28 protein-coding genes, 1 riboswitch and 1 other annotated feature are annotated in these 23,198 nt (G+C 44.1%); of the genes, 10 read left to right on the forward strand and 18 right to left on the reverse strand.

The window, feature by feature from the left end:
* Positions 1 to 25: 25 nt before the first annotated feature.
* From IAE45_RS09725 to IAE45_RS09765, 9 genes are read right to left on the reverse strand one after another with little or no spacing between them, the layout of a single operon-like run.
* Entirely contained in the window at positions 26 to 655 is a 630-nt protein-coding gene (locus IAE45_RS09725; protein ID WP_010747829.1) for a V-type ATP synthase subunit D, read from the reverse strand.
* The gene (locus IAE45_RS09730) at positions 636 to 2,033 is read right to left on the reverse strand and encodes a V-type ATP synthase subunit B (protein ID WP_200126301.1); all 1,398 of its coding nucleotides are present in this window, start codon (positions 2,031 to 2,033) and stop codon (positions 636 to 638) included. Before IAE45_RS09730 ends, IAE45_RS09725 begins: the two co-directional genes overlap by 20 nt.
* Positions 2,017 to 3,804, reverse strand: a complete 1,788-nt coding sequence (locus IAE45_RS09735; RefSeq protein WP_086292067.1) for a V-type ATP synthase subunit A — start codon at positions 3,802 to 3,804, stop codon at positions 2,017 to 2,019. The genes IAE45_RS09730 and IAE45_RS09735 overlap by 17 nt, the downstream gene beginning before the upstream one ends.
* Positions 3,805 to 3,819: 15 nt before the next feature.
* Positions 3,820 to 4,128 carry a V-type ATP synthase subunit F gene (locus IAE45_RS09740; RefSeq protein ID WP_005225570.1) on the reverse strand — a complete coding sequence of 103 codons (309 nt, stop codon included), beginning with the start codon at positions 4,126 to 4,128 and terminating at the stop codon, positions 3,820 to 3,822.
* Positions 4,118 to 5,104 carry a V-type ATPase subunit gene (locus IAE45_RS09745; RefSeq protein ID WP_074535045.1) on the reverse strand — a complete coding sequence of 329 codons (987 nt, stop codon included), beginning with the start codon at positions 5,102 to 5,104 and terminating at the stop codon, positions 4,118 to 4,120. Before IAE45_RS09745 ends, IAE45_RS09740 begins: the two co-directional genes overlap by 11 nt.
* A gap of 3 nt (positions 5,105 to 5,107) precedes the next feature.
* The gene (locus tag IAE45_RS09750; protein ID WP_200126303.1) at positions 5,108 to 5,692 is read right to left on the reverse strand and encodes a hypothetical protein; all 585 of its coding nucleotides are present in this window, start codon (positions 5,690 to 5,692) and stop codon (positions 5,108 to 5,110) included.
* A 13-nt stretch (positions 5,693 to 5,705) separates the two neighbouring features.
* Positions 5,706 to 6,176: a V-type ATP synthase subunit K gene (locus IAE45_RS09755; RefSeq protein ID WP_005225567.1), complete on the reverse strand. Its 471-nt coding sequence runs from the start codon at positions 6,174 to 6,176 to the stop codon at positions 5,706 to 5,708.
* Positions 6,173 to 8,134: a V-type ATP synthase subunit I gene (locus tag IAE45_RS09760; protein ID WP_200126305.1), complete on the reverse strand. Its 1,962-nt coding sequence runs from the start codon at positions 8,132 to 8,134 to the stop codon at positions 6,173 to 6,175. The genes IAE45_RS09755 and IAE45_RS09760 overlap by 4 nt, the downstream gene beginning before the upstream one ends.
* Positions 8,112 to 8,444, reverse strand: coding sequence for a hypothetical protein (locus IAE45_RS09765; RefSeq protein ID WP_015509344.1), 333 nt, complete (start codon positions 8,442 to 8,444; stop codon positions 8,112 to 8,114). The genes IAE45_RS09760 and IAE45_RS09765 overlap by 23 nt, the downstream gene beginning before the upstream one ends.
* A gap of 110 nt (positions 8,445 to 8,554) precedes the next feature.
* Positions 8,555 to 8,608: a sequence feature (sodium ion sensor (DUF1646 type); this cis-regulatory element may regulate processes involved in with the transportation of sodium ions), on the reverse strand.
* A gap of 675 nt (positions 8,609 to 9,283) precedes the next feature.
* Here IAE45_RS09765 and IAE45_RS09770 point away from each other — a divergent pair.
* From IAE45_RS09770 to IAE45_RS09810, 9 genes are all read left to right on the forward strand, one after another.
* Positions 9,284 to 9,496: a hypothetical protein gene (locus tag IAE45_RS09770; protein ID WP_086338467.1), complete on the forward strand. Its 213-nt coding sequence runs from the start codon at positions 9,284 to 9,286 to the stop codon at positions 9,494 to 9,496.
* 24 nt (positions 9,497 to 9,520) lie between these two features.
* Positions 9,521 to 10,048 carry a GNAT family N-acetyltransferase gene (locus tag IAE45_RS09775; protein ID WP_200126307.1) on the forward strand — a complete coding sequence of 176 codons (528 nt, stop codon included), beginning with the start codon at positions 9,521 to 9,523 and terminating at the stop codon, positions 10,046 to 10,048.
* A 57-nt stretch (positions 10,049 to 10,105) separates the two neighbouring features.
* Positions 10,106 to 10,591 (forward strand): tetratricopeptide repeat protein, encoded by a 486-nt coding sequence (locus IAE45_RS09780; RefSeq protein WP_200126309.1) that lies wholly within the window; start codon positions 10,106 to 10,108, stop codon positions 10,589 to 10,591.
* A 226-nt stretch (positions 10,592 to 10,817) separates the two neighbouring features.
* On the forward strand, positions 10,818 to 11,189 hold the full coding sequence (locus IAE45_RS09785; protein WP_074535041.1) for a hypothetical protein: 372 nt from the start codon (positions 10,818 to 10,820) through the stop codon (positions 11,187 to 11,189).
* A 35-nt stretch (positions 11,190 to 11,224) separates the two neighbouring features.
* Positions 11,225 to 11,641: a YybH family protein gene (locus IAE45_RS09790; RefSeq protein WP_200126311.1), complete on the forward strand. Its 417-nt coding sequence runs from the start codon at positions 11,225 to 11,227 to the stop codon at positions 11,639 to 11,641.
* An 84-nt stretch (positions 11,642 to 11,725) separates the two neighbouring features.
* Positions 11,726 to 12,310: an AAA family ATPase gene (locus tag IAE45_RS09795; protein ID WP_087627182.1), complete on the forward strand. Its 585-nt coding sequence runs from the start codon at positions 11,726 to 11,728 to the stop codon at positions 12,308 to 12,310.
* A 103-nt stretch (positions 12,311 to 12,413) separates the two neighbouring features.
* Positions 12,414 to 12,836, forward strand: a complete 423-nt coding sequence (locus tag IAE45_RS09800) for a VOC family protein (RefSeq protein WP_200126313.1) — start codon at positions 12,414 to 12,416, stop codon at positions 12,834 to 12,836.
* A 217-nt stretch (positions 12,837 to 13,053) separates the two neighbouring features.
* Entirely contained in the window at positions 13,054 to 13,242 is a 189-nt protein-coding gene (locus tag IAE45_RS09805; protein ID WP_200126315.1) for a hypothetical protein, read from the forward strand.
* A 404-nt stretch (positions 13,243 to 13,646) separates the two neighbouring features.
* Positions 13,647 to 14,498 (forward strand): Rgg/GadR/MutR family transcriptional regulator, encoded by an 852-nt coding sequence (locus tag IAE45_RS09810; RefSeq protein ID WP_015509338.1) that lies wholly within the window; start codon positions 13,647 to 13,649, stop codon positions 14,496 to 14,498.
* A 72-nt stretch (positions 14,499 to 14,570) separates the two neighbouring features.
* Here IAE45_RS09810 and IAE45_RS09815 read toward each other — a convergent pair whose 3' ends face one another.
* The 4 genes from IAE45_RS09815 to IAE45_RS09830 form a co-directional block, all read right to left on the reverse strand.
* The gene (locus IAE45_RS09815; protein WP_200126317.1) at positions 14,571 to 15,797 is read right to left on the reverse strand and encodes a glycoside hydrolase family 3 protein; all 1,227 of its coding nucleotides are present in this window, start codon (positions 15,795 to 15,797) and stop codon (positions 14,571 to 14,573) included.
* Between the two features lie 130 nt (positions 15,798 to 15,927).
* Positions 15,928 to 16,458, reverse strand: a complete 531-nt coding sequence (locus tag IAE45_RS09820) for a folate family ECF transporter S component (RefSeq protein ID WP_005225551.1) — start codon at positions 16,456 to 16,458, stop codon at positions 15,928 to 15,930.
* A gap of 26 nt (positions 16,459 to 16,484) precedes the next feature.
* Positions 16,485 to 16,586, reverse strand: a riboswitch (THF riboswitch).
* Between the two features lie 233 nt (positions 16,587 to 16,819).
* Positions 16,820 to 17,002: a hypothetical protein gene (locus IAE45_RS09825; protein WP_005225550.1), complete on the reverse strand. Its 183-nt coding sequence runs from the start codon at positions 17,000 to 17,002 to the stop codon at positions 16,820 to 16,822.
* A 31-nt stretch (positions 17,003 to 17,033) separates the two neighbouring features.
* Positions 17,034 to 18,299 (reverse strand): MFS transporter, encoded by a 1,266-nt coding sequence (locus IAE45_RS09830; RefSeq protein ID WP_200126319.1) that lies wholly within the window; start codon positions 18,297 to 18,299, stop codon positions 17,034 to 17,036.
* Positions 18,300 to 18,521: 222 nt separating this feature from the next.
* On the opposite strand from IAE45_RS09830, the gene IAE45_RS09835 reads away from it, so the two are divergent.
* On the forward strand, positions 18,522 to 19,178 hold the full coding sequence (locus IAE45_RS09835; RefSeq protein WP_015509334.1) for a Crp/Fnr family transcriptional regulator: 657 nt from the start codon (positions 18,522 to 18,524) through the stop codon (positions 19,176 to 19,178).
* Positions 19,179 to 19,232: 54 nt separating this feature from the next.
* Here IAE45_RS09835 and IAE45_RS09840 read toward each other — a convergent pair whose 3' ends face one another.
* From IAE45_RS09840 to IAE45_RS09860, 5 genes are read right to left on the reverse strand one after another with little or no spacing between them, the layout of a single operon-like run.
* Positions 19,233 to 19,625 carry an OsmC family protein gene (locus IAE45_RS09840; protein WP_200126321.1) on the reverse strand — a complete coding sequence of 131 codons (393 nt, stop codon included), beginning with the start codon at positions 19,623 to 19,625 and terminating at the stop codon, positions 19,233 to 19,235.
* On the reverse strand, positions 19,622 to 20,512 hold the full coding sequence (locus IAE45_RS09845) for an ATP-binding cassette domain-containing protein (protein ID WP_002316738.1): 891 nt from the start codon (positions 20,510 to 20,512) through the stop codon (positions 19,622 to 19,624). Before IAE45_RS09845 ends, IAE45_RS09840 begins: the two co-directional genes overlap by 4 nt.
* Positions 20,512 to 21,390 carry an ABC transporter ATP-binding protein gene (locus tag IAE45_RS09850; RefSeq protein WP_060791841.1) on the reverse strand — a complete coding sequence of 293 codons (879 nt, stop codon included), beginning with the start codon at positions 21,388 to 21,390 and terminating at the stop codon, positions 20,512 to 20,514. Before IAE45_RS09850 ends, IAE45_RS09845 begins: the two co-directional genes overlap by 1 nt.
* Before the next feature lie 3 nt (positions 21,391 to 21,393).
* Positions 21,394 to 22,224: an ABC transporter permease gene (locus tag IAE45_RS09855; protein WP_002314376.1), complete on the reverse strand. Its 831-nt coding sequence runs from the start codon at positions 22,222 to 22,224 to the stop codon at positions 21,394 to 21,396.
* Entirely contained in the window at positions 22,224 to 23,183 is a 960-nt protein-coding gene (locus IAE45_RS09860; RefSeq protein ID WP_200126323.1) for an ABC transporter permease, read from the reverse strand. Before IAE45_RS09860 ends, IAE45_RS09855 begins: the two co-directional genes overlap by 1 nt.
* Positions 23,184 to 23,198 lie beyond the last annotated feature (15 nt).

Below are 23,198 nucleotides of genomic sequence, written 5' to 3' on the forward strand. Positions count from 1 at the left end.
TTGTTTTTTCTCTTATCATACCATTTTATTTTGATTTATTCTTCACTTTGATCATTCTTGTTACGTTTGCTCGTTCATTTTCTTCCAGCCGCATTTTGATTCCATAAATGGCTTCTTCCAGCTCGGGAATCGTCAAATATTCTAGGGCATTGACGCGTCGGCGCGTCCGTTCGATTTCCCCTGCCATCAATTGACAGGTCTTTTCGATTTCCGTTAGCTCCAACAGCTTCGGCATAACGTCGGTAAAACGGGCGACCGCATTATCTAACGGAACATTGGAATTCAAAAAGCCGTACTCGATCGGCGCTTGCATCACCGTATCGTCGTAATCAAAATGCATCACTGGCACTTCCACACTCATGATATTTTTCGTGGATAACTCAAGGGAGACTTCAGTTGCTGGTAAAATAAACATTTCTTCAATGTATTTTTCATTGATTGTGGCATTGGCTAAGCGAAATGCCTTCATGGCACGCTGCAATTGTTCTTCGACTTCTTTACGCAAGCGGTCATTCTTTTTGATCAACTCAATAAATTGACGCATGAGTTCGTCTTGTTTGTCTTTTAATAATTTGTGTCCGCGTTTGGCTGTCGCCAATTGTTTGCTGAGGCGCGACAGCTCCATGCGGGTTGGATTAACGGTTTTTTGCGCCATTGTTCTCCTCTCCCGGTAAGTATTCCGCCAGTAGGGCATCGCTGATCCGCTTCAGCTCGACTTTTGGCAGCATCGCCAATAATTCCCACCCTAATTCCAAGGTTTCGATAATCGAGCGGTTGGTGCGATACCCTTGGTTCAAGTATTCATTTTCGAAGCGTTCCGCAAATTTGGCATAGGTTTTATCTACTTCCGACAATGCCGATTCTCCTAAAACGACTGCCAATTCCTTGGCTTGCTTTCCTTGAGCATAGGCAGAAAACAACTGGTTCATCGTTGCGGCATGGTCTTTACGGGTTTTTCCTTCACCGGTCCCTTTATCTTTTAACCGTGACAATGACGGCAAGACATCGATGGGTGGCTGGATGCCGTTTTTATACAAATCACGAGACAAGATGATTTGTCCTTCGGTGATATAGCCGGTCAAATCGGGAATCGGATGGGTTTTGTCATCTTCTGGCATGGTCAAAATCGGCAGCTGGGTCACTGAACCTTTCAAGCCGCGAATCCGTCCCGCACGTTCATATAACGTGGATAGATTGGTATAAAGATACCCAGGATAACCCCGACGTCCTGGCACTTCACGACGAGCAGAGGAGATCTCCCGCAAAGCTTCACAGTAGTTGGTCATATCCGTCATGATCACCAAGACATGCATGCCCTTTTCATAAGCCAAGTATTCGGCTGCCGTCAGTGCCATTCGGGGAGTAGCGATCCGCTCGATCGCTGGGTCATTGGCTAGATTCATAAAGACGACAGAATGGTCGATGGCGCCAGTTTGACGAAAATCTTCCATGAAATATTCTGCTTCTTCAAAGGTGATCCCGATGCCAGCAAACACAACAGCGAAATCGTCTTCCGAGTTCAACACTTGTGCTTGACGCGCAATTTGCGAAGCCAATTCTTTATGAGGCAGACCAGAACCAGAAAAAATCGGCAGCTTTTGTCCCCGAACGAGCGTATTCAAGTGGTCGATCGATGAGATCCCCGTTTGAATAAACTCATCAGGATAATCCCGCGCTGCTGGATTGATCACTTCGCCGTTGATGTCCATAAATTTTTCTGGGACGATCTCTACTCCGCCATCTTTGATCCGACCTAAACCGTCAAAGACTCGCCCGATCATTTGCTCGGAAACGCCTAATTCCAAAGGATGTCCTAAGAAACGCACCGCAGATTCCCGCAAATTGATCCCGCCGGTTCCTTCAAAAATTTGGACCAACGCTTTGTCTTCTTGGATCTCCAGTACTTGTCCTTGCCGCGTTTCGCCGTTTTGCATGCGGACTTCGATCAACTCTTCGTATTTGACACCGGAGACGCGATCGACGGCCATCAATGGTCCGACGACTTCTCCAATCGTTTTATATTCCTTGATCATCGGTGCGGTCTCCTTTCTGTAAAATTTCTTTCATCGTTGCTTTGATCTCTTGATGCAAAGCAGGAATTTTTGCTAATTCCGTTTCAGGCAAGTACTTCATACGTGCCACTTTGTCTCGCAATTCTTCGGTTCCTGCATAGATTTCTGAAAGATACGCACCTAGTGTCAACGCATCTTCCGCTTCTTTGTGGAGCAGCAAGATTGTTTCCAGCATTTTGAACTGCTTTTCACGAGAGGTAAACGTATCGACGTCGTCAAAAGCGTTTTGCTGCAAGAAATCTTCTCGCAATGATTTGGTGGTTTCCAGCAATAACTGATCTTTTTCGGACAAAGCGTCGATGCCGACAAGTCGAACGATCTCTGACAACTCAGATTCTTTTTGCAGCATCCGCATGGCTTCTGTTACTTGTTTGGACCAATCCACTTGCATTTGTTGGTCCAAAAAGGCACCCAATTCATTTTCGTATAAAGAATAGCTCTTCAACCAATCGATCGATGGAAAATGACGCTTTTGCGCTAAGGTGGCATCTAAGCCCCAAAAGACTTTAACGACCCGCAACGTATTTTGGGTAACTGGTTCTGAAATATCGCCGCCTGATGGTGAAACGGCGCTGATGGCAGTGATACTGCCTTCTTGATCAGAACCTAAGCAAATCGCTTTTCCAGAACGCTCATAATACTCCGCCAAGCGGCTGCCTAAGTAAGCTGGATACCCTTCATCCCCAGGCATTTCTTCCAGACGACCAGACATTTCTCGCAGTGCTTCTGCCCAACGTGAGGTGGAATCCGCCATGATCGCCACTGAATACCCCATGTCTCGGAAGTATTCCGCAATCGTGATCCCAGTATAAATCGACGCTTCCCGAGCGGCTACCGGCATATTGGAGGTGTTAGCAATCAACACGGTTCTCGCCATTAAAGATTCACCACTACGAGGGTCGATCAACTCTGGAAACTCGTTCATTACATCGGTCATTTCATTGCCGCGTTCGCCGCAGCCGACATAGACGACCAGATCGACATCCGCCCATTTGGCGATTTGGTGCTGAACGACAGTTTTCCCTGCACCAAAAGGTCCTGGAACGGCTGACGCCCCGCCTTTAGCGATTGGAAAGAAGGTGTCGATCACTCGCTGACCAGTAATCATTGGTTCGACTGGATTCAGTTTTTGCTTTACTGGACGGCTATGACGAACGGGCCATTTTTGCAGCATCGTGAAAGACCGTTCTCCTTTGGGTGTATCTAAAACATAAATCGTTTCATCGATGGTAAATTCCCCCGCATAAACAGCCTTGACTGTTCCTGAAACGCCATGAGGAACCATGATCTTGTGATTGATCAACGGTGTTTCTTGCACGGTGCCGATGACCATCCCGGTACTGACTACTTCGCCGACTTCGACTGTCGGTACAAAGGGCCACTTTTTCTCATGATCCAACGCAGGCAATTGCACCCCACGCGTCAAGAAGTTGCTTTGGGTGACTGACATGAAGGTTTCTAAGGGACGTTGGATGCCATCAAACATTTGTGACATGATCCCAGGCGCCAATTCGACGGATAGCGGTTCACCGGTGGTTTCGACTGGTTCACCAGGTCCGATCCCAGACGTTTCTTCATAGACTTGGATCGAAGCGACGTCGCCGCGCATTTCGATGATCTCACCGACCACGCCTAAATCTCCTACATAACAGATATCTTCTAAACTTGCATGGCCCATATTTTTGGCTAGCACCAATGGACCAGATACTTTAATAATTGTTCCTTTTTCCACAACATCGGCTCCTCTCTATAGTATGTTTTGTCCAACTGCTTTTTCGACATTTTCTTGAATCATTCGCTTGCCGATTCCTCGGGAACCATCATAATCAGGAATCAAGATGACTGCAGGTGTCATTTTTTGTTGGACTTTTGCTAATTCATCGGGAATCAGCTCGGCACATTTTTCAGTCAGGTAGATGATCGTACTGTTCTTCATTAATTTTGCCAGCGCCTGCTTCACTTCTTTTTCTTCCGAGGCATAGCAGACCTGAAAGCCAAATAATTGAAAAGGAATGACGGATTCTTTCTCGCCGATTACGCCGATTTTATGAGTCATAGTGCCGCATCCTTTCTCTGAGTTGTTCTTCCGTAAAGCCACTGCGTTTGCCTACTAGCAAGATACGCAGATTTTGCAGTTCCAAAACCTTAGCATTCAAAAATGCGAGTAAAGGCAGTGGTCCTAAAGCATCCGTTTGGGCTTGGCCATAGCTTTCTGTGATCAAATTGTCTTGTAAAAGTGCCAAGCCAGCAAAGTCGATCACCTGTTCATGAATCAAAGGCCGCAATACTTCCTGATAATCACTTTCTAATAAGAAGGCTAAAAAGTCACTATAGGACGCATCCGCAAACGCTAAAAATTCTTCTTTCGGGATACTACCGACACTCACTAAGACTGCCTCCATAAAACTGCGCGATCGTTTTTGAAGTACACAACGAGCGGCAATCGTTATATTGGTCAGATCGATCATCTTGATGACAGCTTCTTGTAGCTCAGGGATCTTGATTTCATCTGCCAGTCGCCGTTGTTCATGTAAATACCGGCGATCGTAAATGATATCGATGCCTTGCAGCACGGCGCCGCCTTCTAAGTACTCCCGCACTTCTTGGATCGTAGTCACGATTTTCTCAGGCAATACCTCTGAGGTTCCCGTTTTGATGGCGGTCCGACACTCATCGATCGTGTAAAAACCATCTTCGATCAGTAGATGATCATAATCTTTTCCAGTGACTGACTCTTTGGTCAAGACTTTTAGATTATGGAAAGTAAAAGGCATCATATACAGTCGGAGGATCTCTTGATCAGGAACCAGCTCGGCCAATTCTTTGATCGTCTTTAACAATTCTTCATCGAGATAGGTTTCGAATCGTTCATGAAAATCTGGCTTCAAATAGCGTTGATAATGGGTCTGCTGCAAGACAGCTTCGACTTCAGCAAACCCTTCTGCCGCAATCATTTGCTCGACTTCTTGCGGCTTTAGCAACGTCATCTCTTTCAGCCGAATGATTGGATTCAATTGATGATAGTTCCTCATGGATCAACCTCCTTGTTGTATGATCTGCAACCACCGTTCCCGGGTTTCTTTCTTGTATTCATCAAGCAAAACCTGATAGGTAAAATTGTATTGAATGCCGTTGTCATCCACCAAAAAGCCTGCTTCTGACAATGGTGCGCCTGCTTTGATTTGATACGGTAGTTTTGATTGACAAGCCGTAAGCCAAGCGGCATCTAGATGGGCTGCTTGCTCAGGACCAGCGTGGAAGGTCACCGTCCCGCTGATCGGCAGCTGTTGCAGCACATTTTCAGCAAATGACTGCAGCTCTTCTGGCGTCCAGGCAACCATTTGTTGATACGCTTGCTCAAAAAGTTGTGTCAGGTATTCGTTTTGTTTCACCATTTGCTGCTGCTTAGCGGCACTTGCTTGGCGATTCAGCGCTTGCTGATAATTTTTTTCGGCTTGCTTTTTTGCTTGCTGGGCACGAAGCTGCAAGTCCGACTCTTTTTTCGCCCAGTCACGTGCCATCGTTTCACTGATCCTAGCACGTTCAGCGGCAGCCAAACGTTCCCGTTTTGTCTGCGCTTCTTGGTCTAGTTCAGCAATCATTTTGTCGATTGCATCCATACCTTCGCCCCCTTTAAATCGTTCCTAAAAGTAAGAAAGAAATAACAAAGCCCAAGATGGCATACATCTCAACCATTACTGAGAACATGACCCCTTTAAAGAAATGCTCTGGTTTCTTCGCTAAAATTTGAATCCCAGCTGCAGCGACCTTCCCTTGGGCCATTCCTGAGAATAAGCCAGTAAAGGCAACTGGCAGTGAGGCCATCAAGTACGCCATACCAGTCACTGTCGACATTTCACCACTTAAGCTACCATAGATCATAAACGCAATAACGAATCCGTAAAGTCCTTGCGTTCCGGGAAGCAATTGTAAAATCAAGGCTTGTCCAAACTTCTCCGGCTGATTCGTCGTTAAGGCTGCCGCTGCTTCACCAGTTTGGCCCACCCCTTTGGCTGAACCGATCCCAGAAAAGATCGTAGCGATCCCCATTCCGATAATTGCAAACACCATACCACCATTATTATTAATTAAGTAATCAATCATTTATTGTCTCCTCCATTTTCTTTATCAAAATCAACGTATTTCTCACTTGGCTTAAAGGTTTCAAATTGGCGCCCCCCACCAGTGAAAAATTTTCCGAAAAACTCTACATATTGTAAACGAGCGGCATGCACATACGCACTCAGTAACGATAAAAAGATGTTTAAAGCTTGTAGGACAACCAATAAGAGAATGCCTACAGAAAAACGAGCGGCTGGCGGCAAATAGCCCACCAATAAGTTGAAGGCTGCTGCGATACTCCCACCAGAGATCCCTAATGCCATCAAGCGGCTATAGCTGACAAAGTCGCCGATGTAACTGGTCACACCGTATAAGTCATACAAGCCTAAAAAGAAGCCGCCCACTTTGGTTTTCCCTTTAAGAATTGGTACCACGATGATCAATAAGGCACTAAAGCCTGCTAAAATCAAGCCGACGGTTGTTAGTGCTGGGACATCGATCAAAAGATTGCCTGCGGCTGCCACTAAAAGACCACTCAAAAGTCCTAGCCACGCAAAGCCTTCGTTGACTGCACCTAAAAGATCCTTTTTGCGGATATTTTCTTTGGCTGCTAAATAAAGGCCTGTAAACAGTTGGATGCCACCAAAAATCATGGATAGACCAAAGATCGCCATAAAATCTTCGGAGGGCGATAAAAGTTGGAAGGGCAATGTAGCACCAAAGAAGGAGCCGTAGATTGCGCCCCAAATCATAGTTGGCACAGACAAAATCTGGAACAATTTCAGAAACCGTTTGGTCCCTTTGGGCAAACGCAAGGCGTGTAGCCCAATCGTGGTCGCGACAGCCATTAATGCACCATAACCTAAGTCAGCCACCATCATACCAAAGAAAACATAGTAAAAAGGCGTCATCCATGGGGTTGGATCGATCTCATCGTATTTTGGCAAGCTGTACATTTCCGTCAACATTTCAAAGGGTTGAATAAACGAGGCGTTTTTTAGCTTCGTTGGCACTTGATTGGCAGCGATCTCCTCTGCAGTGGGTTCTTCAAATGAATAGTAAATCTCGTTGGCAAAGGATTCTTGGACCATTTCCGCCACTAACGGCTGATCCTTTTCTTCGATCCAGCCGCGCAAGAGGGCAAAGGTCTGACCAGCTGCTAAGCGCTGTTGCATCATTGCCCGATTCTCACGAGTCAAAAACAGTTCTTCCGCTTGCTGCAGCAGGATCAGCCGTTGTTTGTGCTGACTGATTTCTGTAATCAGTTCTTTGCGCTGCTGCGTCAAGGAGGTCAAGGCTTGTTTCGCATTTTGCAAAACCACTTTTGGTGATTCGGATGTCAAGCCAGTTTCTTTCTTCACCCCATATCGGTGAAACAATTGGAACACTTGCTCTTCGATCGCTGTTAAAAACAGGCAGCTGAAATTGACTTTTTTGGGTTCAGAATAGATCACTTCGATATGAACCTCTTCCAATTGACGCAAGGCTTCAGCTAGATCTTCCCAGCGTGGGCCTTCGACACTCCCAGCAAAAAAAGTTGTATGTGCAGGCGCTTCGATCTCCAAGGGTACGTCAAGATTTTGCCATTGTGTCGCCCATTCTTCCGACTGCGTCGCTGCTTCGATCGCTTCGATCGTCTCTACCCAGCGCTCCTGCAAATTCTCGACTTCAACCAGCTCCGTTAATGCTGCGGCTTCATCGAAGCTTGTTTCAAAGTCCGACAGCCGCAAGGCATCTCGTTGCCATTCCGTGCCTTTTTTCGCATCACCATTTTGACGAATAAAGCGGATCGCTTCTTGCAGTCGACGAATCATTGGTTGATGAGAAGCACCTTCTGGGGTGGCTCCTGCAAAAAATTCCCGCAGCCAAGTTTCGTTGGCTTCCTGCTCAAATACGTTCTCGATTTCAACAAACTGCATCGTCTGCAGCTTCGCCAATAACCTTTCTTGGTAGTGCTTCGGGGTGATCAACGTTAGTTTATTTAGTTTGGTTACTGCCATAAGTCCCGATCACTCCTTCAACGATCTGTTGAACCGCTTGCTCTTGGAAGCTTTGCATATTTTTTTGGTAACGATCTAACACTTGCTGGTTCTCTTTTGCCAGCTGCTGCTTTTGTGCTGCTAGTGACTGTTGCAACTGCTCTTCGATTGTTGCTTGTTCTTGAGCAAGCGCCTCTTCCAAAGCGGCTGATCGCTCTTGCAATGCTTGTTGCTGCTGCGCTTCTTCCGACTGCAATTCTTTTTTCAGAGCGCGCAATTGCTGTTCATTGGCTTCTTCTGCTTCTCGTAAACGAGTCAAAGCTTCTCTCATCGATTCCCCTCCTATAATGATTTGTATTCTCAACTGAAAAATAAACAAAAAAAGCATACCTCACGAAGAAGTATGCTGATATGAAAAAAGGCCAGCATTCCTCCAAGAATGTTTGCCTCACCCCTTGGCAAACCTGATCCTTGAAGCATAAAAAATGCTCAACCTTTGTCTATTTTATTTTTCAATTCCTGGACTATTATAGCAAAAAACGGCGTTCTATTCAAGTGAAATCATCTTTTGTGAGAAAAAACCGTTTTTCACCTATTACTGATTCACTTACTACCTGCCCAACTTTCCACCTAACATTTGCCAGGGATCGGATTGTTCTTACTAAATTGAAATCGGTCAAAATCAATTTAAGACTTCGAATGGTATGAATGAAGAACGTTGAGATTTTTTGAAAATGCTAGACATCATTTGATTGGTACCCAAAAGGAGATAACAGTTCCAACAACCCTTTCGATCCCTGACAAATCTTAAGTGAGAAGTTCGCTTATTTCGCTTCTCTTTTTATCGGTGGCAGCGGTTGGCCCTTTTCTTCACAAATGAAATAACCGCCTCGATAAAGGCATGTGTAAATTTTACCTGGTTCCATTGTTAAAGGAAGCCCATTTTTTAAATACATCGGTTTTCTTTCCATTGTGCTCACCTTGTCTTTCGTGGGAAAATCAGTCAAAATAAAAAACAACAGCTATTTCTAATCTTATCTTCAAGATTACCAAAAAATAAATCAATTTTCTAGTTTTTTAATCAAAATATCACAACTATATCGATTATTTTATATAAAGATGGAGATTTAACGAAGTGTGTGTGTAAAGAATGAACAGGAGGAAAAAAGGATGTCAGATGAACGTTGGTTTCAAATTAGAAGAAAGCGAAACATCGAATTGGTTCTTTGTTTGCTTGTCGTCCTGCCGATGGTCTATGGCTTATGGTTTCAGCTCGCTTTTTTGATCCACTACATGTCGTTTTTGTTTCTGGTAGCTGTCTTCACTGCAATCTACGAAGGAAGTCGTTGGATCTGGGCTTTCATTAGAAAAAAACGAGCGTGAAAAAGCTTGGCTCTGCTATAATAAATGAAACGAGCTGAGAGGAGTGCTTCTATGAAACGAATCATTATGGCTTGTGACTTACAACATGCCCCCAAAGCTTTACAAGAATCCGCCCTTTCTTTTGAGCCGTTTCTCCCGAATTCTCGAAGTGTCGCAGAACTTTTTTATTCCGCCTATCATGAAACGACAGATGACGAAGGGGAATCGCTTGCTGACTGGCAAAGAGAGCTGAGAGAGACCGCTGACGGAAAATACGGCCCCTTGATTCCAGAGCTTTCTTTTCAGTTACAAAAGGATGATCATCCTATCGGTGCCGTAGTAACCAGCACGTTTCAAGAGCTTCCCCTGCTATTATTTGTTGTTATGGGCGCAGCCTTTAAAGGCAACGGCTTATCCAAGCTGATGATGAAGGAAGTGAACCAACGAGCAAAAGCCATGGGCCTCACTCACCTTTATCTGGTAGTGACGGTTGAAAACCAGCCAGCCTACAAGCTGTATGAAGCATGCGGTTTTTCTTTTGCAGGTGAAAGCTGGGCAGATCTTTCCCCTTAGCTATGCTTGCAAGTTATCTAAGTCATTTTCTACTATTTGAAAAGGAGCTTCCAACCAATGAATGAACGACTAGCTGCTGCGATCCAACTGCGGACTGAAAAAAAACTGCAACAATCAAATGAACAATTGATTCAATTAGCTGCCGAAAATCCCCAAGATGCCTTTGTGCAGTACCAAACGGCTTGGAGCTATGATCTTTTAGGGGAAGAGCAACAGGCAATTCCTTACTATGAACAAGCAATCGCGTTAGGTTTATCAGAAAAAGACTTGCCAGATGCCTACCTAGGTCTAGGCAGCACCTATCGTGCCCTCGGCAATTATCAAAAAGCCGAAGAAGTGTTTTTAGAAGCGATGAAGCAGTATCCAAAAAATCATGCTTTGCAAACCTTCTATGCCATGACACTGTTTAATCTCGCCGAGTATGAGCAAGCCACTAAACGATTATTGACCCTGCTTGCCGAAACCTCTAGCGATCCAGACATCCAGTCTTACCGACAGGCACTTTTGTTTTATGCGGATAAACTCAATGAGACATGGGCATAAATATACCCTATGAAGCAGCTCCTCCGCTCCCTTTTCTCGTAAAAGGGAGTCTTTCTTTTGGATATCTCGCGATCATCCTTTGCTACCAACGACTATCCTTTGAACCTTTTCCTCCAAGCAATGCTACCTATCATTATCGAATTTTCCGATAAAAAACCAGTTGACGGCTCTCAATAAATCTGTTAGTTTATCTATGTTTTTTTAATAACAGGTTGGAGGAATGACTATGCCCTTTATTGTCTATTTTTTCCTATCCTTATTGATCATTTATATTCCGACACCAACCCTTTTGCTGTTTTTTCAAAAACTCGCCTCGCAGCATGACAATCTGACGGCTTTCAGCAAACTTTTTCTATTATTGATGATCTTGCTAGATTATTACTTAAGCTATTATTGGTTAAAAAACTGCAAAGTCAAAAAAGCGCACTACCTTTATTTAGTCTTTGTCAATGTCTTCGAATGGCTGATCCACTTCTATCTTTATTCACGATTTGAAACGATCAATCTACTAGTCATTTTGTTGTTCCAGACTGTGCTTTTGTGCTGCATGGTTTTCTTCCCTTTGTCGGAGAAGTTCCGACGTTTCTTATTTACATAGTCAGTGAGAAGAAGGGTTCACAGTTTTCGGTTTCCTTGATACACTATCCTTATCCATTTGCGAAAGGAAGTGCGCGTATCCACACACCGGAACAAGCTCTTGAAGGCTATATTCAAGCAACCAATACCCACGATTTTCGTCAAGTCCAGCCATTCCTTGGAAAACAGGCGATCTATTACTTTTCTGATGCAACCTGTCGAACACCTATGGAAATTTGCCAATACTTTGAGAATGCTTGGGACTTAATCAAAGACGAACATTATCATATTTCAGATGTACAATGGCTCCACAAATCTGCTCAATCCGCAGTCTGTCTTTATACGTATCACTATGAAGGTTTTCTGAAAGAAGAATTTATTGAAGGCTCGGGTAGAGCCACGAATGTTTTTGAAAAGATCGAAGGAAACTGGGTTTTGGTCCACGAACACTTAAGCTCCTCAGTTTTCCCCTAGCCTACGTCATGATTTAAATGATCACAAGAACTGATTTACATTGCAAACCACCTTTGTTACGATTGATAAAAAGGATGTGTTGTGATGTCATTGATCGTCTTGATTGGCGCACAAGCCGCAGGGAAAATGACTGTGGGCAAAGAACTGGAAAAACGATTGGATGCAAAGCTTTTATTCAATCACCAGACCATTGATCTTTTTGCGAACTTTCTCGGCTATAGTCCCGCAGCATTCGCTTTGTCTAATCAAACACGGATCGAACTCTTCAAAGCCTTTGTTCAAAATGAAGCCAATAATACGACAAAATCAATCATTTTTACGGTCTTGATTGATTTCGATCAAGCGGGAGATTTAGCTTTTTTACAAGAGATCGCCCAACTATTTACCGATGCCCAGCAAAAGGTCTATTTTATCGAACTAGTGGCTGATATTGAGGAACGCTTAAAGCGCAATTGCCATGAGGACCGTTTAGCCGCAAAGCCGTCAAAAAGAGCGCTGGATTTTTCTAGAAACGAGCTTTTGTCTTCGTTTGAAAACTATCGCTTAGAAAGTCTGCCACAGGAATTAGCTACCCTTTTTCCAACGATTCCTTCGCTGAAAATCAACAATACCCACTTATCACCTGATGAAGTGAGTCAAACAATTATTGCCCATTTTTCCTTGACTTAAGTGCCAAAGAAACGCCATTCTCAAGCTTTGCTTCAATACGAAAATGTCTATTGACTTTGACGCTGCGTCAAGCGGTATCCTCTAATTAAGAGGAGGTGTCAAAATGAAAGTATATGTTATGCCAATGTTTTATCAATTGAAGACAAAAGATATTGAACAATCATCAAAATGGTTTGCAAAAATCTTGGGTTTCCAGTCATTGTATCAGTTTCGCAATCAAGAAAATCAAGTGACGATGGACCATCTGCGTCTTGCTGACTACCAAGATTTGATGCTGATTGCCGCAGACTCGTTCACTGTTGGCGATGGGGCAATTTTGAATGTAGCGATGATTGATCTTCAGAATATCGCTCAGAAAATTCCCGAAAAGTGGATCGTGGAACCTTTGATGGAAAAGCCTTGGAATGCCCTTGAAATGACCATCAAAGACCCCAACGGTTATTTGTTTACCCTAACAGAGGCGATAAGAAAAAACGAATCAGACTTTCAAACCTTGATGGACCAAACCAAGGATTACTTACAATAAAATGGAACCGAGTAAGAAGGATGGCTTTCTTACTCGGTTCCTTTTTTATAAAACTTGATTCTGGCAACAATGACAAAAACGAACGCTCCCTAGATTTACCTAGCGAAGCTTTTTATCCCATCAGACATACCGTTTTAGTATATTTTTAAATATTGAAGGTAATTATTAACACACTCAACTCAGAACATGCTACACTATTTAAAAAGGAGGAGTTCCTATGGAAAAGAAATCGCAGCTTCCGTGGTACAAGCGCAAAAAGTTCTACCTTCCAGTTGCAGTCGCCCTCGGCGTGATTGGGGTTCTTCCCAGTCTCGTCTCTCTTTTCGGGGTATCGATCGATGATGAATTCAATCCTGATTACTATTCTGATCCGAATGAACCAATGTTCAAGAAAAAACAAAACTGACTGTTGCGATGCCGTATGCAGGTTTTTTGACCAACAAAAAAAGAGCAATCACTCGCTGTTGTGTTTGCTCCTTTTTTAAAAGGGATTCGGCAAACCTACGCACCTTGACAGGGTAAGCTGTTTGGGGAGAGGGCGTTTGAATGCACGAATGAACAGTAACTTATTACGTGAAACCACTTATACTTTTTTCCTGTTAAAAAATCAATTGCTAACCAATCACAAAGGATCGATTATTTGAAGAAAGAAAAAACGTTAGCCATTAGTTCTACAACTTCCCAGGGAAAACTAAAAAAATCAAACATCCATTTCTCCTCCTTTAATTGACTTTCTTCAAGTTTACCCGCAAAATAAAGCTGTAACATATTTGGACTATTTTTCCGTCCACTTTTTTTAGGAGGGATTTTTTGAAGGCCAATGACTTGTTAAAAGAGTTACGAACGGAACGAAATATCTCACAGCGAAAATTGGTTGAGAACATTTCAGAACGCAGTACACTGGCAACCTTTGAACAAAAAGGGCACCGCATCGCCTTTGATATTTTGCACCAGTATTTGGACCGCTTAAATGTCACTTTGGAGGAATTTGAGTATCGCTTGGATGACAATCAAGTCAGCGAGAAAAAGCAGCTATCCAAACAGTTGACCACCGCTTACTATGAAAGCAAGTATTCTGAAGTCCTCTCTTTGATTAACAAAGCCCAAGCGCTGTATAAAACCACGAAGGATTTCTTCTATTATGTCCTGTATAGTCAATTCTTTTTGATTTTAGAGAAAAAAGGCGTGGTTACCGACGAGGAAGAACGGTGCATCATCGAAGCGACCATCAAGAAATACTTGGAACGCATCGACACGTGGGGAAAATTTGAAATCTCCTTATTTACCAATCTGCTCTTCCTCTTTTCTGACGAGTACATCTTGTATCAAATGAAACACCTGAATAAAAAAATTTTTTACAGCAATGCGTTAAGTATTAATTATCAAATCTACACAAAATTGCTGACGAATGCGGCTTTCTTGTTTATCGATCGCAAAAAACCTGCCGAGTTGGCGCATGTGCTGACGTATCTAGCCGATCACCTGCCGCCGGACAATGATCGTATCCGCTTGATGATTCGTTATTTCGAAGGCATCTACGCCTTGTTTCAAGGAGATCGTATGCTGGGAATGGCCACGATTGAAAAAGCACTGGATTATCTGCGTTTTATTGGGCAAGAAGCCTTTGCCAAAGAATTAGAGGCACTGGCTCAGAGTATCTAAAAAAACCTGCTGCTTCCTCTCAGTAAGAGAACGACTCTCTTACACGGAGGAAACAGCAGGTTTATTTTTTTCTTAAAGTAAATGCAATGCTTCTTTCCAGAGCAAGACCCGTTTGACGGAAGCATTCAAATCAGCTTCTAAATAGCGGCCATCTTCAACCGCTTGTACTACAAAAGGAATCTGTTCTTGATAGGTAGAGGAGATCACTAGATCATTTCCCGCCTGCAACGCCTGTAATGCGGCTTCTTTTTGCGGAATGAACTCAGAAAGTCCTGCCATATCCAAGTCATCCGTCATGATGACCCCTTTAAAATGCAATTCATTTCGCAGCAGCTCATGCACGGGTTTTGAAATAGAGGCGGGTACGGTCTTATCGATACTATTGACGATCGTATGGGCGACCAAAATACTGTCGGCACCAGCTTTGATCCCTGCGGCAAAAGGCAGAAAATCCGTTTCCCGCAGTGCAGATAGCGGGCGGTCATCGGTGACGATTTCGACATGCGAGTCACGATTGTTGCCATAGCCAGGAAAGTGCTTCAAGGTAGACCCAACGTGGTGTTTCTGTAAAACATGAACCACACGTTCTACAAACGCACTCGTGCCCTGCGCATCCATGCCAATGGTTCGGTCGTAGATAAAGGACTGCGGATCAGTGGAAACATCGGCAACGGGAAACAGCCCAGCATTGATGCCGTAAGCTTTTAAAATTTCCGCTTTCTTTGCTGTATCTTCTTCGATCGCTGACCATCCACCTTGGGCATACAGCTGTTGTGGTGAGAGAAAACGCTGATCCGTAAGGTTCGGATTGCGGCTGATGCGAGTCACTGTGCCCCCTTCTTCATCCATACCGATCAACAGCGGAATGGCGCTGGCTGCTTGGTAATCTGAAATTTTCTGTTTCAAGCTCTCCGCCGTCTCATTTTCGGTATCACGGCCGAATAACAGATAGCCACCAAAGTGATACTTTTGAAGCTCTTCGATTTGATTGCTTTCTGGCACACGCACAAAAAACAATTGCCCGACCTTTTCCTCCAAACTCATCGTGGCGATTTTTTCTGCTATTGCCTCTTCTGGCTGTTCTTGCGTGGAAGTTGAAACAGAAGCTGACGTGGAAACTGAGGTGGGTTCCTGACTTTCCCTGCTTTCTTCCTGTGTTTCGTCCCTCAAGCTGCTTTGCTGGATCATGGCTGGCTCTTCGGTTTGCTGTTTTTGCTGTTCTATCATCCACTTCATCCCTCCCATTGCTGCTAAGACCAAGAAAAGAAACAGTCCCATAGCGAGTCCTTTTTTATTCATAGGTTCCCCTTCCCCTCTAAACAAGTTATTGAGAATGATTAAGCCAATCCTTAGAAAGAAAAAAGTGAACCACTGACGAAATATTCGCAGATGATTCACTTCAATGGATGTTATCGTTCTTTTTTACTCGTTAAACGAACCGTCGGATCAGCCGTTTGTATGGTACCGCACGCCCTACGATGTAAATCAACGCAGTTTGTATCGGGAACATGATGACTGCTTTTAGCAAGCGGACCGACCAGATCGCCCAGCTTGTCAAAGGAATATTCAGCATCATAGCTAACCAGATCGGTGTTAAGATCAAGGTTATTAAAAGTGTATTTAACAAGACGACCATCGCCGCTCGTTTTAATGTGACTTCTTTCCGATAAAAGAAGTAGCCATAAATCAGTCCACCAACGAAGGCATTGATGGTAAAGCCGAAAAAGTAGGCTGATTTTGGAAAAATCACCATTCCTGCGATATCGGCTAATGAGGAGCCAACTGCTGTCCAAAACGGACCAAACAGCATACCCATGATCAGCTGTGGTACAAAGGAAAATGTGATTTTGATATAGGAGGTTTCAAACCCCAAGATTTGCGACAAGACCACCATTAAGGCAATCAAAAGTCCCATGACCGCAATCATGTGTGCATCGACTTTTCTTTTCATAGCGAGCATCTCCTTTTAGAGTTGCTACAAATTCATGCAGCGAATGCGAAAATAAAACCGCGAACGAATGATCGTTCTTCGTCCGAAAGGCAACATCCCATCCTTTCAGCACTTGACGCTTTATTTCCTACTCTGATTTTTTTTTAGGTATTGCTACCCAGACACACTATAGCATACAAGCGCGGACTGCTACAATTTTTCTTGCTTATTTTCTTGTACAAAATCTGCCAATGTTCGCTTTTCTTTTTTTGTGCATCAAAAAAACGCTTTTCTCATGTGAATCTTTCTACCACCAGTAAGTGAGCAGGAAACATTCTCAAAAAAAAGCGTTCATTCCTGTTTCTTGTTTCCTTTCAAGCCTTATGACAATTTACCCAATCAGATTGTCATTGATCAATACCGATTTGATGTCGCGTAATTGATGATCGATAGCAAGCTGTTCATGGGTCATTGTTGCGGTGACCTCTTTCATGGCATGCATTTCTTCATTCAATTCGTTGATATTCGTTACTAATTTGTTCAATGCTTCAATAATCAATTGATTATTATCCATGGTGAAACACTCCTTTTTGTAATGGTTGAGGTTAGTCTTCTTCGTTGATTGACTGCTTCATCGTACCAACGGCGGCAACTGCGCGTTTCGTTTTATAAAACAATTTGTATAAAACAAGAACGACGACTGGGATCAGTCCGCATAAGATGTAGATTTGCGAATAATCAAACAGACCGTGTAAGCTTCCTAGTGCATAGGGACCTACGCCTAAGCCGAGATCCAGCCCGATGAAATAAGTGGAGAGCGCTACGCCGACACGGTGAGGATCGACTTCTTTCAGACAGACGGCTTGGCCATTGGACATGAAGGTGCCATAGCCCAAGCCGACAAAGCAACCCGCAAGCAACAACATCCAGCTGTTGCCAGTAATACTCAATAAGAAAAGACCCAGGGTCAAGAAAAGAAAGCTAGGATACATGACTGCATCTGCGCCATGGCGGTCAAACAGTTTGCCCGTCATTGGCCGTGTGAAGGTCACAGAAAGTGCATAGACGATGAAGAAAAAGGCACCGGCCGTTTCCAACCCAAGGTCACTGGCGTAGATCGACAAGAAGCCGAGAACGCTGGAATAAGCCAACCCGATCAAAAAGGCAATCCCAGAAATGAAAAAAACTTTTGGTTCGACAAAACTTTTGACGGACCATTTTTGCAGCTGTGCTTTGTGTTCTTCCGTCAATGGGATGTTTTTGACTGGGAACCAGAAACAAGCGATGGCTGTTGCGATCGATAAAATAGTTGCTAACCAAATAATGAAATCAAAGCCGACCGTCGGTAGTAATAGCATACCAATAAAAGGTCCGACCGCCGCTGCTAAACTAGTACTTAATCCATAGTAATTGATCCCTTCGCCATGTTTGGAAGCTGGGATATAAGCGGTGACGATCGCATTAGCCGCAGTCGAGACGGCACCATAAGCAAAGCCATTGAAAAAGCGCACCGCATCTAAAATATAAATGTTGACTGAGACCAAATAAGCAGCGGTGGTAATGACATAAAACAATATCCCCCAGCGCAAAACGGCTTTACGACCAACTAATTCTAAAATTTTCCCAACATACAAGCGAGCGATCAAGGTCCCGATAATGTAGATCCCCGCTGCCAAGCCAGCTTGTGCAGTGGATGCCCCTAACTCCTGCGCGGCAAATTTCGCGGTGATGACGACAAAACAATAATACACGAGAAAGACGATAAAATTGATCAAGGTAATCGTGATAAACCCTTTGTTCCATAGTTTTTCATTTTTAGTTGACGGCAACGAGCTGACGACTCCTTCTTGATTGGTTTTCCTATCTGACATGTTTCTTCCATTCCTCCTGTTTGTGCTGTGATGCGTTTTACTATACCGAAACTTCCTCTGCTTGAAATGCGCTTTTGCTGTTAAAAAAGAGCATTAACAAGAAACATTAACATTTGTTATTGCTTTTTCACCAGAAATGTCTTTTAATGAAGCATGAATAGAGGAAATTTCAGATTTTTTTCAGAAAATGTTGGGTTGGCATGAAGTGAAGGAGTAACGTGGGTGGAGAAACAGATATTACGTGATTATCTAGAAAAACAAGCAATACCGGTCGTTATCCGTAAGAAAAAGAGTTACTTGACATATGAAGGTATCCCGGATCGGTACGTCTATATTTTAAAAAAAGGCATCATCAAAACTAGCGTAGTGACCCATGAAGGGCGCGAATTCAACTTGCGCTATTTGACGGATTTTGAGATCGTCTCTTTGTTTAAAGACGAATCCTCTCAAGAAGTCGAAGCCCCTTTTAATGTGCGGGTTGAATCAGAAGAAGCCGAATTATACAAAATCGTGCGGGATCAATTTTGGGCAGATGTCAATCGTGATCGCCTGCTGCAGGATTATGTCAAAGAGTATTATCGAAGAAACTTGATGGATACGATGAAAAAGATGCAGCAAATGCTGATGAACGGCAAATTTGGTGCTGTCTGTACCCAAATCAATGAGCTGTATGAAACGTTCGGAATCAAGACAACAGATGGTGTCTTGATTGACTTTGAAGTCACCAATGAGGAGATCGCTCGCTTTTGCGGCATTACCTCTGCCAGCAGTGTCAATCGAATGATGCAAAAATTACGAGAATCTGGCGCCCTAAAAAGTGTCGATCGCAAACTATTAGTGACAGATATCGACTTTATTCGGGAGAATATTATTTATTGATCAAAAAAAGACTTTGTACGCCTATTGATTTCAGGCACACAAAGTCTTTTTCGATTAAATAAACGTCACCGTTTCCGTCACTTCGATCGCTGGATCTAATGATTGGATCACGGGGCAATTTGGTGAAACGAGTTTTAGGCAACGGGTCGCTTTGTCATGGTCGGTTTCAGCGATTTTCGCATAAAACTGAATGTGGATGGCACTGACTGGTTGGGCTTTTTTGTTGTCGTCTCGGTCATAGCTGACTTCGATCTTTTCGATTTCTGCTGTGATTTTTGAATTCTCTAGGACGGATGCGTATACATAGCCGCCGCAAGCAGCGACCGCACTCACCAGCATTTGGACTGGCGAATAGCCTTTTTCCCGTGCTAACACCCAATTGCCAGTTGAGGTCGTCATTTCAAATTTGTCGCTTCCTTGATGGATCGTCAATGTTTCTACTGTCATCGTTTTTCTCTCCTCACAAAATGATCTGGTTCAACTTCGACCCATTCATACAATGGTGTCAAAGTAATCGTGCTTTGAATTTCCGTTTGTTCCATCGCACCTCTTGCTAACACAGGATCAGCGATCGGCGCTGCTGCTAATAATTTCTTCGTGTAAGGATGCAGCGGATTGTCAAACAAACGGTCGGTGGGTGCCAATTCAACTAATTTCCCTTGATACATGACGGCTGTTCGGTCACTGATATGACGAATCACGGACAAGTCATGGGAAATGAACAAATAAGACAACGAAAACTCTTTTTGCAGACGCAGCAGCAATTGGATGATCTGAGCCTGAATGGAGACATCTAATGCCGAAGTCGGTTCATCACACAAGACGAACGCCGGGCGATTGACCACCGCACGAGCGATGCCGATCCGTTGTCGTTGTCCGCCGCTGAAACTGCGGGGCAGTTTATGGACATCATCACCCGTGATCCCGACGATCGCTAAGATTTCTTTGGCTTTCGCTCGGGCAGCATCTTTCGTTTCATGATACAATGGCTCCATCACCAGTTCAAGTGCCGTCATGCGGGGATTCAATGATGAATACGGATCTTGGAAAATGATCTGCATTTGCTGATACGCTGCTTTGCGATCTTCTGCCGTCAATGCTGTTAGCTCTTTGCCTTCGAAGAAAATCTCCCCGCTTGTTAAGGTCTCTAAATTTAAAATACTGCGTCCTAAAGTGGTTTTCCCACTCCCAGATTCCCCTACTAGCCCCAATGTCTCGCCCCGATGGATCGTTAGGCTGACATCTTCGACCGCTCGGACTTCACTGACAGTGCCGCGCCAGTTTTTGCTGCGAAAGGTTTTCGTCGCATGTTCTACGCGAATCAGTTCTTCCATTATTCTGTCACCTCCTGATTGCGCCAAACGCGATGGGTCTTAGATAACTGCGTTTCTTGCAACTCATCTGCCAATGTCTCATGATAGTCAAAGACTTTTAATTCGGCATGCTTGTCGCCTAAATGGGCCGCCTGCAATAATTGTTTCGTATAAGGATGCGCAGGTTGATAAAAGATTTCTTCTGTGGTGCCTTCTTCCACGACTCGACCTTGATACATCACTTTAATAAAGTCGCACATTCCTGCAACGACCCCAAAGTCATGGGTCACAAGGACGACGGAAAGCTGGTTCTCTCTTTGCAGGTTTTTGATCAATGCCAAAATCTGTGCTTGGATCGTCACATCTAAAGCCGTCGTCGGTTCATCTGCGATCAGTAATTTCGGTTGCGCCAATAAAGCCATGGCGATCATCACCCGCTGACGCATCCCTCCTGATAGCTCGTGGGGATATTGTTTCATACGTTGTGCTGGAAAAGGTATGCCGACTTTTTCTAACTCTTTGACGGCGATTTCTTGAGCTGCTTTTTTCGATACGTTTTGTGAGCGGCGAATCACTTCGATCAAATGATAGCCAATCGTACGCAAAGGATTTAGCGAAGTCATCGGGTCTTGAAAAATCATGGCGATCGGTAATGTTCGACGATCGGTCACTGCTGCTCCTTCAAATGTATAACTGGCATAGTGATCGGTCACCTTATCAGGCAAAAGATCCATGACACTTTTCATGGTCATACTTTTGCCACTACCAGATTCGCCGACGATCCCAACCACTTTGCCTTTTGGAATCACTAGATCCAGCTTTTTGACTAACGGTTTCGGACCGGTTTTGCTGTGAAACGTCACATTCAACGCTTCGATCGCTAATAATTCTGTCTTCATCGGTCACACCTCCCTTTGCAAGACATGTTTGATCATGTCGCCGATGTTGTTGAAGGAATAGATGGTGAAAATAACAAAGAGCCCTGGAAGGATCGCCATGTATGGTGCCCGCTGCAAGCTGTTTTGCGCATTTTGCAACAGACTGCCCCACGAAGCCATCGGCTGCTGAATGCCTAATCCGAGGAAGCTCAATGCTGATTCGGTCATGATCGCCCCAGAAATACTTGCGGATGCCGCAACGATCAAGGTTGGCAGTACTGCTGGGAAAACATGCTTCACGATAATACTGAATGAAGAACGACCGATAAATTTCCCGTAAGCAACATACTCCCGTTCTTTCGCTGCTAACGTTTCACCACGAATCAAACGAGCGATGTTCATCCATGAAAACCCGCCGATCACAATAATGATCGTGGTTAGTCCAGGACGTAAAAAGACGCTCAAAACGATCACTAACACCAGCCAAGGAATCGATGACAACACATCGACGAGCCGCATCAGCAAATTATCGATCCATCCGCCAAAGTAGCCAGAAACAAGACCGACAAGGGTCCCGATAAACGTCGCAGTGATCATTGCCAAAACACCTACAAACAAGGACACCCGACCGCCGTAGACGACCCGAATAAAGTAATCCCGCCCCACTTCATCAGTTCCAAATAAATGAGACCAACTTGGTGGCTGTGACATGTTGCTGACATCCGTTGCATTGGGATCGATCGGGATCAAAGGCGCAACGAGCGATAACACGATCAATAACGTCAAGAAAACGACAGAAAAAGTATAGATGGGCGAAGCAAGCATGACTTCACTGATTTTTTTGAAACGTTTCATTACTTGCTCCCTCCTTTACGGATACGTGGATCAACCACGGAATATAATACATCCGCTAACAAATTCCCTAAGATGACCAGTGTTGCTGACAGCAGCATGATCGCCATGATCACAGGATAATCGAGGCTTTTCGTTGCACTCATCAAGTAAGGTCCGACGCCCGGCCAGCCGTAGATCGTTTCTGTAATGATCGCACCGGTAACTAACATCGGTAACGCCAAGCCGATTTGGGTGACAACGGGAATCAAAATATTGCGACTGATGTGACGACTGAAGATTTGCCATTTGCTGGCGTGGAATGCCCGTTGCACCATCACGTAGTCGTCTGATACTTGCTGAGTCGCTGATGCCCGAATATACCTTGTCAAATCTGGGAAGAAGGCGACAGTCAATGTGATATAAGGCAAAATAAAGTGCTGCAGAAAATCGCCAAAATTCCCTTCTTTGCCGACTGTATACATGCCAATGATCGGGAACATATTCAATAAGTAACCAAATACATAAATCAAGATCATCGCAAACCAGAAGGTCGGCACGGCGATCCCTAGAGATGCTACAGCGTCAATGATCCGATCCCAAATCTTTCCTTTGTTGGCAGCCGCTAACAGACCCAAAATGATCGCCAGCAATAAAGCGGTCAAATATGCAGGGATCACTAGCCGCATCGTATTCGGGATCCGAGTCGCAAGTTCTTGTGAAATGCTGCTTTGAGAAACCAACGAAAAGCCAAGATTACCAGTAAGAACATTTCTGATCCAAAGAAAATATTGAACCAAAAAGGGTTGATCCAAGCCATAGCGCTGCCGCAACAGATCGATTTGCTCTTGTGACATATTCGGTGTCGTGATGGAATCGATCACATCATACGGGGCGATATGTATTAGTGAAAATACGATAAAAGAGATCACAAATAGCAAAGGGATTGCTTGCAATACTCGTTTTGCAATATATCGAAACATAATTGACCTTCTTTC

The organism is Enterococcus sp. S53, assembly GCF_016516865.1.
Taxonomy (GTDB): Bacteria; Bacillota; Bacilli; order Lactobacillales; family Enterococcaceae; genus Enterococcus_D; species Enterococcus_D innesii.